The following is a 14,509-nucleotide window of genomic DNA, read 5'->3' as shown; positions in this document are numbered from 1 at the left end:
TACCGGTGGCTCGCCGGGTAGTGATCACGGGGGTCGGAGTGCTGGCGCCGGGAGGCACGGGCACCGGGGCCTTCTGGCGCCTGCTGAGCGAAGGGCGCACCGCGACGCGGGAGATCACCCTCTTCGACGCCTCGCCGTTCCGCTCCCGGGTGGCGGCCGAGGCCGACTTCGACCCGCGGGCGCACGGGCTGACCCCGCGGGAGATCTGCCGCATGGACCGCGCCGCACAGTTCGCCGTGGTGGCGGCGCGCGAGGCGTTCGCCGACAGCGGGCTGGCCCTCACCGGGCTCGACCCCCACCGCACCGGTGTCGCCCTGGGCACCGGCGTCGGCGCCCCCGGCGCGCTCGACCGCGAGTACCGCGCCGTCAGCCACGACGGCCGGCTCGAGGCGGTCGACCACACCTACGCCTCGCCCGACCTCTACGACCACTTCGTGCCGAGTTCCTTCGCCGCCGAGGTGGCCTGGGCCGTCGGCGCCGAGGGCCCCGTCACCACCGTCTCCACCGGCTGCACCTCGGGGATCGACTCGGTGGCGTACGCCGCGGACCTGATCCGCGACGGCAGCGCCGACGTGATGGTCACCGGCGCCACGGACGCGCCGATCACCCCGATCACCCTGGCCTGCTTCGACGCCATCAAGGCGACGACCCCGTACAACGACCAGCCGGGCACCGCCTCCCGCCCCTTCGACGTCTCCCGCAAGGGCTTCGTACTGGGCGAGGGCGCCGCCGTGTTCGTCCTGGAGGAGCTGACGGCCGCACGCCGGCGCGGCGCGCACGTGTACGCGGAGATCGCCGGACACGCCGCCCGCTCCAGCGCCTTCCACATGACCGGGCTGCGCCCCGACGGGCGCGAGCTGGCCGAGGCCGTCACGGTCGCCCTGGACGCCGCGCGCCTGCACCCCGCCGAGATCGACTACGTCAGCGCGCACGGCTCGGGCACCCGGCAGAACGACCTCCACGAGACGGCCGCGTACAAGCTGGCGCTCGGCGAGCACGCCCGCCGGATCCCGATGAGCTCCATCAAGTCGATGATCGGGCACTCGCTCGGGTCGGTCGGATCGATGGAGATCGCCGCCTCCGTCCTCGCGATGAGGCACCACGTGGTGCCGCCCACCGCCAACCTGCGCACTCCCGACCCCGAGTGCGACCTCGACTACGTCCCGCTCCACGCGCGGGAGCACCGCACCGACGCCGTCCTCACCGTGGGCAGCGGATTCGGCGGGTTCCACAGCGCGATGGTGCTGACCCGCCCCGACAGGAGGACCGCATGAGTGCCAGGACCCTGGTCACCGGCATCGGGGTGGCCGCCCCGAGCGGACTCGGCGTGGAGGACTTCTGGGCGGCGACCCGGGTCGGGAAGAACGCGATCGGCCCCGTCACCCGCTTCGACGCCTCCTCCTACCCCTCCCGCCTGGCGGGTGAGATCCACGGCTTCGACGCCAAGGAGCACCTGCCCGGGCGGCTCGTACCGCAGACCGACCGGGTCACCCAGCTGGCCCTGGCCGCCGCCGACCACGCCTTCGCGGACGCGGGAGTGGCGCCGGGGGGCATCGACCCGTACGGCATGGGCGTGGTCACCGCGGCCGGGTCCGGCGGCGTCGAGTTCGGCGGCAACGAGCTGCGCAAGCTGTGGGGCCAGGGCGCGAAGCACGTCAGCGCCTACCAGTCCTTCGCCTGGTTCCACGCCGCCAACAGCGGGCAGATCTCCATCCGCCACGGCCTGTCCGGGCCCTCGGGAGTGGTCGTCAGCGACCACGCCGGCGGCCTCGACGCCCTCGCGCACGCCCGGCGCCAGATCCGCGCCGGCGGCAGGCTGACCGCCACCGGCGGCTTCGACGCCCCCGTCTGCCCCTGGGGCTGGGCGGCCCAGCTCGCCGGCGGCCTGATGTCGACCGGCGCCGAACCCGAGCGCGCCTACCTGCCCTTCGACGAGGACGCGGCCGGCTACGTACCGGGGGAGGGCGGCGCCCTGCTCGTCCTGGAGGACGAGGACAGCGCCCGCGCCCGCGGCGCCCGCACCGTCTACGGCGAACTCGCCGGATACGGGGCGACCTTCGACCCCCGGCCCGGCAGCGGACGCGAGCCGGGCCTGCGCCGGGCCATCGACACCGCGCTCAGCGACGCCGGCTGCCACCCCGCCGAGGTCGACGTGGTCTTCGCCGACGCCGCGGGCACCAAGCGGCTCGACCGCGAGGAAGCCGAGGCCATCACCCGTGTGTTCGGCCCGCGCGGCGTGCCGGTCACCGCGCCCAAGACGACGACCGGACGGCTGGGCGCGGGCGCGGCGCCCGTGGACGTCGTCTCGGCGGTGCTCTCCATGCGGGAGGGCCTGATCCCGCCCACCACCAACGTGGAGCTGTCGCCCGCCTACGACCTCGACCTGGTCGCCGTACGCCCGAGGACCGCCTCGGTGCGCACCGCCGTGGTCCTCGCCCGCGGCCGCGGCGGCTTCAACTCCGCGGTCATCGTCCGCGCCGTCGACTGACGGCCCCCGAGCCGGCGGCCGCCCCCGTCACCGCCCCCGACGGCGGCGGCCGCTCCCCCACGCCACCACCCGGCCACCCCGGCGGATCCGTCGGATACCGCCGTCCACCCACGAAGGGACCCACCTTGTCCAAGACCGAATTCACCTTCGACGACCTCAAGCGCATCCTCCTGGACGGCGCCGGCGCCGACGAGGAGATCGACCTCGACGGCGACATCCTCGACACCGACTTCGAATCCCTGGGCTACGAGTCGCTGGCGCTGCTGGAGACCGGCGGCCGGATCGAGCGCGAGTTCGCGATCACCCTGGACGACGACGTCTTCAGCGACAACAGCACGCCCCGCGCGCTGATCGCGGCCGTCAACGAGACCCTGCGGGCCGCCGCCCTCGTGGACGCGTAGGAAGCGCAGGGCCAGTGCAGGCACGGCGGCCGACCGCATCCGTCCCGCGGCGGCCGCCGCCCCCACCCCGATCCACCCAGCTCATTTTGGAGAACAGACACATGTCGGATCAGGACCGCAAGAAGGTCGCCGTCGTCACCGGTGCCACCAGCGGGATAGGCCTGGCCGTCGCACGGCTGCTGGCCACCCAGGACCACCAGGTGTTCATCGGTGCCCGCAGCGCCGACAACGTCGCCGCGACCGTCAAGCTGCTCCAGGACGAGGGCCTCGACGTCTGCGGGGCCGTGGTCGACGTCCGCTCCACCGACGAGGTCCGCGCCTGGATCCGCGCCGCCGTCGACCGCTTCGGACCCATCGACGTCGTCGTCAACAACGCGGGCCGCTCCGGCGGCGGAGTCACCGCCGACATCGACGACGAACTGTGGCACGACGTCATCGACACCAACCTCAACAGCGTCTTCCGCGTCACCCGCGAGGCGCTGACCACCGGCGGCCTGCGCGAGAAGAACCGCGGCCGCATCATCAACATCGCCTCCACCGCCGGCAAGCAGGGCGTCGTGCTCGGCGCCCCCTACTCCGCCTCCAAGCACGGCGTGGTCGGCTTCACCAAGGCGCTCGGCAACGAGCTCGCCCCCACCGGCATCACGGTCAACGCCGTCTGCCCGGGGTACGTGGAGACGCCGATGGCACAGCGGGTGCGGCAGGGGTACGCCGCCGCCTACGGCTCCACCGAGGACGCCATCCTCGAAAAGTTCCAGGCCAAGATCCCCCTGGGCCGGTACTCCACCCCCGAGGAGGTGGCCGGCCTCGTCGGCTACCTGGCCTCCGACAACGCCGCCTCCATCACCTCGCAGGCCCTCAACGTCTGCGGCGGCCTCGGCAACTTCTGATCCCGAACCGCCCCAACCGTCCCGAGCCTCAAGGAGCCGTCAACATGTCGCAGCCCGGCCTGCGCGAAGTCGAGCACGAGATCACGGTCTCGGCCCCGGCCACCGCCGTCTACCGGTTGATCGCCGAGGTCCGGAACTGGCCCCGGATCTTCCCTCCGACCCTCTACGTCGACCACATCGCCGAAGGCGCCGGCGAGGAGCACATCCGCATCTGGGCCACCGCCAACGGCGAGGCCAAGAACTGGACCTCCCGCCGCACCCTGGACCCGGCGGCCCTGCGCATCACCTTCCGCCAGGAACTGCCGGCCCCGCCGGTCGCCGCGATGGGCGGCGCCTGGGTCATCGAGGAGCTCTCCGCCGGCGAGTCGCGGGTCAGGCTGCTGCACGACTACCGGGCCGTCGACGACGACCCCGCGCACCTCGCCTGGATCGACGAGGCCGTCGACCGCAACTCCCGCTCCGAACTCGCCGCGCTCAAGACCAACCTGGAGCTGGCCCACGCCACCGAGGACCTGACGTTCTCCTTCGAGGACACGGTCCAGGTCGCCGGCTCCGCCAAGGACGTCTACGACTTCGTCAACGAGGCCGCCCTGTGGCCCGAGCGGCTGCCGCACGTGGCGAGCGTACGGCTGACCGAGGACACCCCCGGACTGCAGGAACTGGAGATGGACACCCGGGCGAAGGACGGGTCGCTGCACACCACCAAGTCCTACCGGGTCACCTTCCCGCACACCCGGATCGCCTACAAGCAGACCACCCTCCCGGCGCTGATGACCCTGCACACCGGGTACTGGACCTTCGCCGAGAACGACGGGGGCGTGGCCGCGTCCTCGCAGCACACCGTGACCCTGAACACCGCGAACATCGCCGCGGTGCTCGGCGAGGGGGCGACGGTCGAAGACGCCCGGCAGTACGTGCGCACCGCGCTGAGCACCAACAGCCTGGCCACGCTGGGACACGCCAAGGCGTACGCCGAGAAGAACAGGGACTGATCATGGCTGGGGACTACACCGACACCCAGGTGATCGTGGTGGGCGCAGGACCGGTGGGGCTGCTGCTCGCCGGGGAACTGCGGCTGGCGGGCGCGGACGTGGTGGTCCTCGAAAAGCTCACCGCGCCGACCACCGCATCACGGGCCTCCACCCTGCACGCCCGCACCATGGAGATCCTCGACACCCGCGGCCTGCTGGAACGGCTGGACGACGTCCCGCACGACCCCGTCGGCCACTTCGGCGGGATCCCCCTCGACCTCAGCCTCCCCACGCCCTACCCGGGCCAGTGGAAGGTCCCGCAGACCCGCCTGGAAGAAGTGCTCGGGCAGTGGGCCGCCGACCTCGGCGCCGACATCTGGCGCGGCCACGAACTGACCGGGCTGACCGCCACCGCGGACGGGGTCGTCGCCGACGTCCGCACCGACGACGGCACCCGGCTGACCGTACGGGGCGCGTACGCCGTCGGCTGCGACGGCGAGAACAGCGCCGTACGGCGCCTCGGCGGCTTCGAGTTCCCCGGCACCGACGCCGGCCGGGAACTGCTGCGCGCCGACGTCGAGGGCATCGACATACCGGCCCGCCGCTTCGAACGCCTGGAGCAGGGCCTGGTCATCGCCGCCCGGCGCCCCGACGGGGTCACCCGCGTCATGGTCCACGAATTCGGGAGCGCACCCCGCGCCGGAGCGCCCTCCTTCCAGGACGTCGCCGACACCTGGAAGCGCATCACCGGCGAGGACATCGGCTCCGGCACCCCGCTGTGGGTCAACTCCTTCGGCGACGCCTCCCGCCAGGCCGCGCACTACCGCCGCGGCCGGCTCCTGCTCGCCGGGGACGCCGCGCACCAGCAGATGCCCATCGGCGGCCAGGCCCTCAACCTCGGCCTCCAGGACGCCTTCAACCTGGGCTGGAAGCTGGCCGCGCTGCTGGACGGACACGGCGGCGAGGAGCTGCTCGACAGCTACCACGAGGAGCGGCACGCCGTCGGACAGGCGGTCCAGAGCAACGTCCGGACCCAGGCGCTGCTGCTGCTCGGCGGCCCCGAGGTCGACGCCGTCCGGGAGGTCTTCGCGGAACTCACCGGGCACGAGGACGTACGCACCCACCTCGCCGCGGCCGTCTCGGGCCTCGACGTGCGCTACGAAGCGGGCCCCGGCGACGGCCCGGTGCTGGGCCTGCGCGCCCCCCGGTGCGCAGCGGTCACCGGCGACGGCACGACCACCACCTTCGCGCTGCTGCGCTCGGGGCAGGGGCTGCTGCTCCTCCCGGCGGGCGACGAGGCCCGACGGGAGGAACTGCGCGCCCTGGCGAAGCCCTGGACGGACCGGGTGCGCCTGGCGACGGCGCTGCCCGCCGAAGGACCGGCCGGCGCGGCCGGCGCGGACGCCACCGCCGGCACCCTGCTGATCCGGCCGGACGGCCACGTCGTCTGGTCCGACGGCCCCGGGGAGGCGGGACTCACGGCCGCCCTGGAACGGTGGTTCGGGCCCGCGTCACCCCGTACCACACGCCCGGCCGCCCTGCCCGAGCCCTCGTCGGCTCCGGCGCACCGGCCGCAGGAGCGGCGGACGAAGGCCGCGACCTCGACGACGGCCGCGACCTCGACGGCGGGCAAGAGGAGGAACGGCACGGAACGGCTCAGCGGCCGTACCGCGCTGGTCACCGGATCCAGCCGGGGCATGGGCCGCGCCGTGGCGGGGCGGCTCGCGGAGGAGGGCGCGCTCGTCGCCGTCCACTACGCCACCGACGAGGCCGCCGCCCACGAGGTCGTCGCCTGCGTCGAGCGGGACGGCGGCCGGGCCTTCGCCATCCGCGCCGAACTGGGCGTCGACGGCGACGTCGAGGGCCTCTTCGCCGACCTGGAGGAGGGGCTGCTGGACCGGACGGGCAGCACCGACCTGCACATCCTGGTCAACAACGCGGGGGTGATGGGCGGCACCAGCGCCGCCGAGATCACCCCCGAGCACTTCGACCGGATCTTCGCGGTCAACGCCAAGGCCCCGTTCTTCCTGATCCGGCGGGCACTGCGGAACATGCCCGACGGGGGACGGATCATCAACATCTCCTCCGGCCTCACCCGCTTCGCGAACCCGGACGAGATCGCGTACGCGATGAGCAAGGGCGCACTCGAACAGCTCGCCCTGCACTTCGCGAAGTCCCTGGGCCCGCGGAACATCACCATCAACTCCGTGGCCCCCGGCATCACCCGCAACGGGAACCCGGTCTTCGACATCCCCGAGGCCGTCGAACAGATGGCGGCGCTGTCCGCCTTCAACCGGGTCGGAGAACCGGAGGACATCGCCGATGTGGTGGCTTTCCTCGCGACCGACGAAGCCCGCTGGATCACCGGCTCGTTCGTCGACGCCACCGGCGGCACGCTGCTCGGCTGACCGCCGCCGCGTACCGCCCCCCGAGGCCGCCGGCGTGAAACACCCACGCCACGCCGGCGACGGGCGGCCCGGCCGGGGAACCCTCCCCGGCCGGGCCGCCCTTCACGTTCCCCACACCCCACGTCGAAGCGGGAGCATGCACTCCTCGACCACCTCCCCGGCCGGGGCCGGGCGGAGCGGGACCCGCTGGGCCCTGGTCTCCGTACTCTCCGCGAACATGCTGATCGACGCCCTGGAGGTGTCCGCGACCGTCGTGGCGCTGCCGCGGATCGGCGACGGCCTCGGGCTGGCGGTGCCCGGGCTCCAGTGGATCGTCAGCGCCTTCGCCGCCGGGTTCGGCGCGCTGGTGCTCCTCGGCGACCGGCTCGTCGAACGCCTGGGCCGGCGCCGGGTCTACCTCGCCGCCCTCCTCCTCTTCGCGGCGGTCTCGCTGGCCGGCGCACTCACCGACAGCGCGGCGGTGCTCATCGCCACCCGGGCCGTCAAAGGCGGCTGCGTCGCGCTCACCGCTCCCACCGGACTCGCCATCCTCGTCTCCGCCGTCCCCGAGGGCCCCGCCCGCCGCCGGGCGGTCTCCCTCTACTCCTTCTTCGGCGCCGCCGGGTTCTGCGCGGGCCTGCTGCTGTCGGGCCTGCTCACCGGCGTCGGCTGGCGCTGGACCCTGGCCTTCCCGGCCCCCGTCGCACTGCTGCTGCTCGCCGCGGGCCTGCGGCTCGTCCCACGCGACGGACCCGCCCCGCGGCCCGCGGCGGGCGCCACCCGCCGCGCGCTGGTGGCGGGCCTCGCCCTCGGCGCCGCGGTGACGCTGCTGCTGTACGGGCTCTCCTGCGCCGTGGGCGCCGGGCGCGAACCCGCCCGCGCGGGCGCCGCCTTCGCCGGGGCGCTGCTGGCCGGGACCGTTTTCGTAGCGGCCGAACGGGCCTCCCCGCGCCCACTGGTCGCCGCCGGGCTGCTGCGGCACGCACCGCTGGTGCGTTCCGCGATCGGGGCGGCCACCCTCAACGGCTCCTACGTGGCCTTCCTGCTGGTGGCCGCGCTGGACCTGCACCGGGCCGGCGCGACCCCCTGGCAGACCGCGCTCGCCTTCCTGCCGGCCGGCGCCCCGCTCGCGGTGAGCGCCCTGTACTCGGCCCGGATCGCGCTGTGGCTCGGACCCGCCCGGGCGGTCGCGGCGGGCGCCGTCGCGGCGCCGCTCGGCTACGCGCTCTACCCGCGGGCCGGCCCCGTCGGCCCGGGCTTCGCCGACCTGCTGCCCGCGACGGGCTGCGTCGGCGCCGCCTTCGTCCTCGCCTTCACCGCGCTGCACCTCCAGGCGACCGGCGGGCTCCCGCCCGGGCACCGGCAGCCGGCCGGCGCGCTCTACCAGACCTGCGTCCAGCTGGGCGCCGCCCTGACGGCCGTCCCCGTGGCCGCGCTGTACCCGGCGGACCGGGGCGCGGCGCTCGCCCTGGTCACGGCCGTCGGCCTGACCGGCGCGGGCGTCGCACTCAGCGCCCTGGCCGGCCGCAACCGACTTCCCCACCTCCCCGCCCCCGGGCGTACGGGGACACCCGTACGCCCTGAACGGAAAGCATCATGACCACACTTCACATGTCGCACACCTATGAAACGGACAGCGGGCCGGTCCACATCAGCCCGCCCGACGTCACCCTGCTGCACACCGTCGGCAGGCACGAGCGCACCCGGATGCTGGAGCAGTACGTACGCGAGGAGCTCGGCCGCATCCTCGGCATCGAGCCGCACCGCGTCGACACCACGGGCCGCCCGATGGGCTGCCTGGGCATCGGCTCGATCTCCGGAATCGAACTGCAGTACCGGATGGAGGCGGTGCTGGGCGTCGACCTCAACCTCCAGCGGCTGCTGACGGCGAACAGCGCGCAGGAGCTCATCGAATGCCTCGTCGGCCAGTTCGGCCCGGAGTCGCACCTGCACGGGGCAGCGGTGCCGGCATGACGACGACCACCCTGCGGCCGGCCACCCGCCCGACCGTCAACCACCTCGACCTGCCCGACGCCGACTTCACCCTCTCCCCGGACCGGGTCGACCTGTGGCTGGTGCGCCGCCCCACCGGGGCCGACGCCGAAGCGCTGGCCGTCGCGGAACTGGACGCGCAGGAGCGCAAGCGCACGGACGCCTTCATCAGGCGCTCCGACGGAATGCTCTACGCGGCCGCCCACGTCGCGGTGCGCCGGCTGCTCGGCCGCTACACGGCGACGCTGCCGCAGGACGTGCGCTTCATGCGCGAGCCCTGCCCGGGGTGCGGCGAACCGCACGGCCGCCCCGCGCTGTCCCCGCCCCCGCCACCGCTGCACTACTCCCTCTCGCACAGCGGGGGAGTGGCCCTGGTCGGCGTCGGCACGGTGCCGCTCGGCGTCGACGTGGAGAAGCTGCCCGGAGTGGAGACCGTCGACATCTGCTCGAAGGCGCTGCACCCGGACGAGCAGCTGGAGATCGCCCGGGCCGCCGCCGGCGAGGCCCGACGACAGCTCTTCGGCCAGATCTGGACTCGAAAAGAAGCGTTTCTCAAGGGACTCGGGACAGGGTTGAGCCGCTCACCCGCCGAGGACTACCTCGGCACCGACCACGACCGGCACCCGGACGACTGGACCATGGTCGGCATCCCCGCCGACACCTCCCACGCCGCCGCCGTGGCGGTGGCCGGGACCGCCCCCGCGGTGGTCGACGTCCGCTGGGTCCCCGACAGCTGGCTGGCCGCCGGAGGTTCCGTGTGCGGTGCGTCCGCCCCCTGGCCGGACCGCACGGCACTCGCCAGTTGACCGCAGATTAAGGACGTGACCGGATGACCCGTACCGCCTTCGTATTTCCCGGGCAGGGCTCCGAATGCGCCGGCATGGGCAGGGAGCTGCTCGCCCGGCGTCCGCAGCTCGCCGACACCTACTTCCGCGCCGCCGACGACCTCCTCGGGATCCCGCTGGCCAGGATCTGCCGGGACGGATCCGACCGGGACCTGGAGGACCCGGTCGTCGCGCAGCCGGCCGTGTTCCTGACGAGCCTGGCGGCCCTGGAGGTGCTGCGCGGCGAAGGCCTGGAGCCGCACGCGGTAGCCGGGCACAGCCTCGGCGAGTACATGGCGCTGGTCGCCGCCGGGGTCCTGGAGTGGACCGACGCGCTGTGGCTGGTCCGGCTGCGCAGCGAACTCGTCGCCACCGTCGGCGACCGGGTCGGCAGCGCCACCGCGGCCGTCATCGGCCTCAGCCGCCGGGACCTGGTGAGGCTGTGCGCCGAGTCCCGTGCGGCGACGGACCAGGTCGTCGAGGTGGCCGGGGACAACGAACCCCGCCAGACGGTGGTGTCCGGGGAGGCCGGGGCGGTGTCCCACCTCACCGAGGCCGCCCGCGCGGCCGGGGCACGGGTGCGGCCGCTGCGGACCGGCGGCCCCTTCCACTCCAGCCTGTTGCGCGAGGTGGAGGCGGAGTTCACCGAGACCCTGATCGCCACCGACTTCCGTGACCCGCGGCTGCCGCTGGCCTCCAGCGTCACCGGGGGGCGCATCGAGACCGCCGCCGAGGCCGTCGTCGCGCTGCGTGGCCAGCTGACCCGGCCCGTGCGGTGGACGGAAGCCGTCGCGACGCTCGCCGACGCGGGCGCCGACCGGTTCGTGGAGGTGGGCCCGGGCCGGGTGCTGGGCGGCCTGGTCCGGCGCATCCTGCCGGACGCCCGCGTCCACACGACGCGGACCGCCGCCCCGTCGGTGGCCGCGGCGCCGGACGCGCCGAGCGACACCGCGGTCTGACCAGCGGCCCCGCGGGGCCGTCGAGACGAGGAGCACCCTGTGACAAGACACGATCCCGGCCGGTTCGTCCGCGAGGTGGAGGGCCGGCCCGACACCGACGAACTCGCGGCCCTGACCGCCGTCGTCCTCGCCCGGGCCGCGGCCCACGAGGGCCAGTACGGCGGCACGGCGGGCGCCGGGCCCGCCCCCGCGAACCGGCACCGGCTCCGGCGCGACCGCACCGCCGGCCGCGCCCACACCTGGCGGGAAGACCCCGCCGCCCCGCGGCCGGCCTAGGGCCGTCTCTTCCGGATCTTGCCTGACCCGCGCCGCCCGGCACCGCACCTCGCCGCGTTGTCGGGGCGCCGGAGTACGTCCAGTACACCGGCGCCCCTCCGCCTTGCGAGGCACGGCGCCGGACGACGCGGGCTTGACCGGCAAGATCCGAAAGAGACGGCCTAGACCGACCGAGGCTTCGTACGACCGGCGACAGGTGAGCGCCGGGAAGGGATCACGTCATGAACATCCACAAGGGCCTCGTACTGGACGAGACCGTGAAGTTCCATCAGGACACCCAGGCCGACCGGCCCTTCGTCCCCGGCACCACCGAAATCTGGCCCGCCGGCGCGGTACTGGACGAGCGCGACCGCACGGCGCTGGTCGAGGCGGCCCTGGAGATGCGGATCGCCGCCGGACCCAGCTCGCGCCGGTTCGAGTCGCGCTTCGCCCGCAAGCTGGGGCACCGCAAGGCACACCTGACCAACTCCGGTTCCTCCGCCAACCTGCTGGCCATGACGGCCTTCACCTCGCACCTGCTCGAGGACCGGCGCCTGAGGCGGGGCGACGAGGTCATCACCGTCGCCGCGGGCTTCCCCACCACCGTCAACCCGATCATCCAGAACGGACTCGTCCCGGTCTTCGTCGACATCGAGCTGGGCACCTACAACACGACGGCGGACCGGGTCGCGCAGGCGATCGGCCCCAAGACCCGCGCCATCATGATCGCGCACGCCCTGGGCAACCCGTTCGAGGTCGCGGAGATCGCCCGGCTCGCCGCCGACCACGACCTGTTCCTCATCGAGGACAACTGCGACGCGGTGGGCTCCACGTACGACGGGCAGCTCACCGGGACGTTCGGCGACATGACGACGGTCAGCTTCTACCCGGCCCACCACCTGACCATGGGCGAGGGCGGCTGCGTGCTGACCTCGAACCTGGCGCTCGCGCGGATCGTGGAATCGCTGCGCGACTGGGGCCGGGACTGCTGGTGCGAGCCGGGCGAGACCAACAAGTGCCTCAAGCGCTTCAAGTACCAGATGGGCACCCTCCCCGAGGGCTACGACCACAAGTACATCTTCTCGCACGTCGGCTACAACTTGAAGGCCACCGACATCCAGGCGGCACTCGGTCTCACCCAGCTCGACAAGCTGGACGACTTCTGCGAGGCCCGCCGCCGCAACTGGCGCCGGCTGCGCGAGGGCCTCGACGGCGTGCCCCACCTGATCCTGCCCGAGGCCACCCCGCGCAGCGACCCGAGCTGGTTCGGCTTCGCCCTCACCGTGGACCCCGCGGCGCCCTACACGCGGGCGGCCCTCGTGGACTTCCTGGAGGACCGCAAGATCGGCACGCGGCGCCTGTTCGCCGGGAACCTGACCCGGCACCCGGCCTACATCGGCGAACCGCACCGCGTGGTCGGCGACCTCACGAACAGCGACATCGTCACCGACCAGACCTTCTGGGTCGGGGTCTACCCGGCGCTGACCGACGAGATGCTCGACTACGTCGTCGCGTCCGTCAAGGAGTTCGTGCAGTCCCGGACATGACCGAATCGACCGACGATTCCCGAACAGGAGCGGCCATGCCATCGATCCACGACGAGATCGCGGATCTGTCCGCGCAAGTACGGGTCCTGCGCGACCGAGCCGAGCTGCGGGACCTCTTCGACCGCTACGTCGGCGCCCTCGACACCGGGGACCACACCGACCCCGGGGCGGTGGCGTTCGACGAGCTCTTCACCGAGGACGCCGTCTTCGCCTTCCCCGTCGGCACGTGCACCGGCGTCGAGGGCTTCGCCGTGCTGCGCCGGGATGCGGGGGCGCGCTGGTCGCGCACCCACCACATCAGCGCCAACCACGACATCCGCCTCGACGGCGACCGGGCCACGCTGCGGGTCCAGCAGCTCACCCGGCACCTCCACGGAGCCGGCGACGGGCGGCCCGGCGAGCAGCCCTCGGCACCCTTCGAGGTGGGCGGGTACTGCCGGGCCCGCGCCGTGCGCACGGCGGCCGGCTGGCGGCTGAGCCACGTCTCCTTCCACGTCGTGTGGGACGCCGGGGACCGCCTGCCCGAGCTGACCGGGGTGCAGTGGTGAGCACCGGGATCACCGGCTACCTCGTCCCCGCACGCCGTGAACCGGTACGGGAACCCGTACGCGACCACGCGCGCCAGCGCGCCGCGCTCTGGTTCCCCGAGCTGGTGTACCCCGCGCCGTGCCACCCCGGGCCGCCCCTGTCCACGCTGCTGCGCCGCCGGGCCGCCTGGGGGATCGCCCTCGTCCGGGGGCGCGCCGCCCGCCGCGGCCGCTGACCGTTCTCGCGCCCAGCTTCCCCCAACGCCCTTGCGGATGGGGTGAGTTACCCGGTCCCTGACCGTCTCTGACACGGACGTGAGGAAGGTTGACACGGATCTGACATAGACCCCGTTGACCCACGGATCGGTACCAACGAGGCTTTTGGAGAGCATCCCGCGACGTGTACCGAAAACCGTCATACCGGGGCACGTCCCTCCGTAGTACTGCCCGCAAGTGTTCTGTTCATTCGGTTTCACCCTGAAGAGGAATACACATGAGTGACGTGAAGGATCTGGTGCAGGTCGCCGGGATCATCGACGCCGAAGAGGCCGCTCTGCTGGCCGAGGAGGGCGTCGACTGGTTCGGGTTCCCGCTCCGCCTCCCGTCGGGCAAGGACGACATCTCCGAGGTGGCGGCGACGGAGATCATCGGCAGCCTGAAGGCCCCCCAGGAGGGCGTCCTCATCAGCTACATGACGGACGCCGACGAGATCAGCGCCTTCACCACTCAGCTCGGCGTCAAGGCCGTCCAGCTGCACGGTGACGTGGAGCCGGAACAGCTGCGCAAGCTCAAGGCCAACCGTCCCGACCTGTACGTGCTCAAGAGCCTGGTCGTGAAGGAGGACAACGCCGAGGAGCTGCTCCAGCTCGTCGACGACGTCGCCGACTCGGTGGACATGTTCATCACCGACACCTTCAACCCGGCCACCGGTGCCAAGGGCGCCACCGGCCTCACCCACGACTGGAACGTCAGCGCCGAGCTCGTGCGCCGCTCCCCCAAGCCCCTGATGATGGCCGGCGGCCTGAACGCGGAGAACGTCGCCGACGCGATCCGCTTCGTCAAGCCGGCCGCCGTCGACGCCCACACGGGCCTCGAAGGCGCCGACGGCCGCAAGGACCGCGCCAAGGTCGCCAAGTTCGTGGCCGAGTCGCGCAAGGCGTTCGCCGAGATCGCGGCCGAGAGCGCCTGACGCCGACGGCACCGCCCGACCCCGTGGTTGCGGCCGCCCCGGGGCACCCCCACCGGGCCCGGCCGCAGCCCGTCTCCAC

At 73.4% G+C, this 14,509-nt stretch carries 15 protein-coding genes; all 15 read left to right on the top strand.

Features of this window, described 5'->3' with window-relative positions; translation table 11 throughout:
• Nucleotides 1-5 precede the first annotated feature (5 nt).
• The 15 genes from OG861_RS33190 to OG861_RS33120 all read left to right on the top strand — a co-directional run bounded on the left by OG861_RS33190 (nt 6) and on the right by OG861_RS33120 (nt 14,430).
• On the top strand, nt 6-1,274 hold the full coding sequence (locus tag OG861_RS33190) for a beta-ketoacyl-[acyl-carrier-protein] synthase family protein (protein ID WP_329203026.1): 1,269 nt from the start codon (nt 6-8) through the stop codon (nt 1,272-1,274).
• Entirely contained in the window at nt 1,271-2,488 is a 1,218-nt protein-coding gene (locus tag OG861_RS33185) for a ketosynthase chain-length factor (protein ID WP_329203028.1), read from the top strand. Before OG861_RS33190 ends, OG861_RS33185 begins: the two co-directional genes overlap by 4 nt.
• A 125-nt stretch (nt 2,489-2,613) precedes the next feature.
• On the top strand, nt 2,614-2,889 hold the full coding sequence (locus OG861_RS33180; RefSeq protein WP_329203030.1) for an acyl carrier protein: 276 nt from the start codon (nt 2,614-2,616) through the stop codon (nt 2,887-2,889).
• A gap of 101 nt (nt 2,890-2,990) precedes the next feature.
• Nucleotides 2,991-3,779 carry a 3-oxoacyl-ACP reductase FabG gene (fabG, locus tag OG861_RS33175; protein WP_329203032.1) on the top strand — a complete coding sequence of 263 codons (789 nt, stop codon included), beginning with the start codon at nt 2,991-2,993 and terminating at the stop codon, nt 3,777-3,779.
• A 44-nt stretch (nt 3,780-3,823) separates the two neighbouring features.
• Nucleotides 3,824-4,771: an aromatase/cyclase gene (locus OG861_RS33170; protein ID WP_329203033.1), complete on the top strand. Its 948-nt coding sequence runs from the start codon at nt 3,824-3,826 to the stop codon at nt 4,769-4,771.
• A 2-nt stretch (nt 4,772-4,773) separates the two neighbouring features.
• Nucleotides 4,774-7,158 (top strand): SDR family oxidoreductase, encoded by a 2,385-nt coding sequence (locus OG861_RS33165; RefSeq protein WP_329203035.1) that lies wholly within the window; start codon nt 4,774-4,776, stop codon nt 7,156-7,158.
• A 136-nt stretch (nt 7,159-7,294) separates the two neighbouring features.
• Complete coding sequence (locus OG861_RS33160) at nt 7,295-8,737, top strand: MFS transporter (protein WP_330261999.1); 1,443 nt, start codon at nt 7,295-7,297, stop codon at nt 8,735-8,737.
• The gene (locus OG861_RS33155; protein ID WP_329203039.1) at nt 8,734-9,111 is read left to right on the top strand and encodes an acyl carrier protein; all 378 of its coding nucleotides are present in this window, start codon (nt 8,734-8,736) and stop codon (nt 9,109-9,111) included. The genes OG861_RS33160 and OG861_RS33155 overlap by 4 nt, the downstream gene beginning before the upstream one ends.
• A complete protein-coding gene (locus tag OG861_RS33150; protein ID WP_329203041.1) occupies nt 9,108-9,935 on the top strand; it encodes a 4'-phosphopantetheinyl transferase family protein in 828 nt (275 codons plus the stop codon). Before OG861_RS33155 ends, OG861_RS33150 begins: the two co-directional genes overlap by 4 nt.
• Before the next feature lie 23 nt (nt 9,936-9,958).
• Nucleotides 9,959-10,912 carry an ACP S-malonyltransferase gene (locus tag OG861_RS33145; protein ID WP_329203043.1) on the top strand — a complete coding sequence of 318 codons (954 nt, stop codon included), beginning with the start codon at nt 9,959-9,961 and terminating at the stop codon, nt 10,910-10,912.
• A gap of 39 nt (nt 10,913-10,951) precedes the next feature.
• A complete protein-coding gene (locus OG861_RS33140; RefSeq protein ID WP_329203045.1) occupies nt 10,952-11,188 on the top strand; it encodes an acyl-CoA carboxylase epsilon subunit in 237 nt (78 codons plus the stop codon).
• A gap of 221 nt (nt 11,189-11,409) precedes the next feature.
• Nucleotides 11,410-12,714: a lipopolysaccharide biosynthesis protein RfbH gene (rfbH, locus tag OG861_RS33135; RefSeq protein WP_329203047.1), complete on the top strand. Its 1,305-nt coding sequence runs from the start codon at nt 11,410-11,412 to the stop codon at nt 12,712-12,714.
• Nucleotides 12,715-12,749: 35 nt separating this feature from the next.
• On the top strand, nt 12,750-13,262 hold the full coding sequence (locus OG861_RS33130; protein WP_329203049.1) for a nuclear transport factor 2 family protein: 513 nt from the start codon (nt 12,750-12,752) through the stop codon (nt 13,260-13,262).
• Entirely contained in the window at nt 13,259-13,477 is a 219-nt protein-coding gene (locus OG861_RS33125; protein WP_329203051.1) for a hypothetical protein, read from the top strand. Before OG861_RS33130 ends, OG861_RS33125 begins: the two co-directional genes overlap by 4 nt.
• A 266-nt stretch (nt 13,478-13,743) precedes the next feature.
• The gene (locus OG861_RS33120; protein ID WP_329203378.1) at nt 13,744-14,430 is read left to right on the top strand and encodes a phosphoribosylanthranilate isomerase; all 687 of its coding nucleotides are present in this window, start codon (nt 13,744-13,746) and stop codon (nt 14,428-14,430) included.
• The last annotated feature ends 79 nt before the right edge of the window (nt 14,431-14,509 follow it).

Source organism: Streptomyces sp. NBC_00539 (genome assembly GCF_036346105.1).
In the GTDB taxonomy this organism is placed as follows: domain Bacteria; phylum Actinomycetota; class Actinomycetes; order Streptomycetales; family Streptomycetaceae; genus Streptomyces.
This window is presented reverse-complemented; position numbering and strand designations above follow the sequence as displayed.

Excerpts from the sequence above, each read along its gene's own strand:
- OG861_RS33170 (WP_329203033.1), top strand. The coding sequence starts at position 3,824 with ATGTCGCAGCCCGGCCTGCGCGAAGTCGAGCACGAGATCACGGTCTCG.
- OG861_RS33155 (WP_329203039.1), top strand. The coding sequence starts at position 8,734 with ATGACCACACTTCACATGTCGCACACCTATGAAACGGACAGCGGGCCG.
- OG861_RS33145 (WP_329203043.1), top strand. The coding sequence starts at position 9,959 with ATGACCCGTACCGCCTTCGTATTTCCCGGGCAGGGCTCCGAATGCGCC.
- fabG (WP_329203032.1), top strand. The coding sequence starts at position 2,991 with ATGTCGGATCAGGACCGCAAGAAGGTCGCCGTCGTCACCGGTGCCACC.
- OG861_RS33160 (WP_330261999.1), top strand. The coding sequence starts at position 7,295 with ATGCACTCCTCGACCACCTCCCCGGCCGGGGCCGGGCGGAGCGGGACC.
- rfbH (WP_329203047.1), top strand. The coding sequence starts at position 11,410 with ATGAACATCCACAAGGGCCTCGTACTGGACGAGACCGTGAAGTTCCAT.
- OG861_RS33165 (WP_329203035.1), top strand. The coding sequence starts at position 4,774 with ATGGCTGGGGACTACACCGACACCCAGGTGATCGTGGTGGGCGCAGGA.
- OG861_RS33150 (WP_329203041.1), top strand. The coding sequence starts at position 9,108 with ATGACGACGACCACCCTGCGGCCGGCCACCCGCCCGACCGTCAACCAC.
- OG861_RS33130 (WP_329203049.1), top strand. The coding sequence starts at position 12,750 with ATGCCATCGATCCACGACGAGATCGCGGATCTGTCCGCGCAAGTACGG.
- OG861_RS33185 (WP_329203028.1), top strand. The coding sequence starts at position 1,271 with ATGAGTGCCAGGACCCTGGTCACCGGCATCGGGGTGGCCGCCCCGAGC.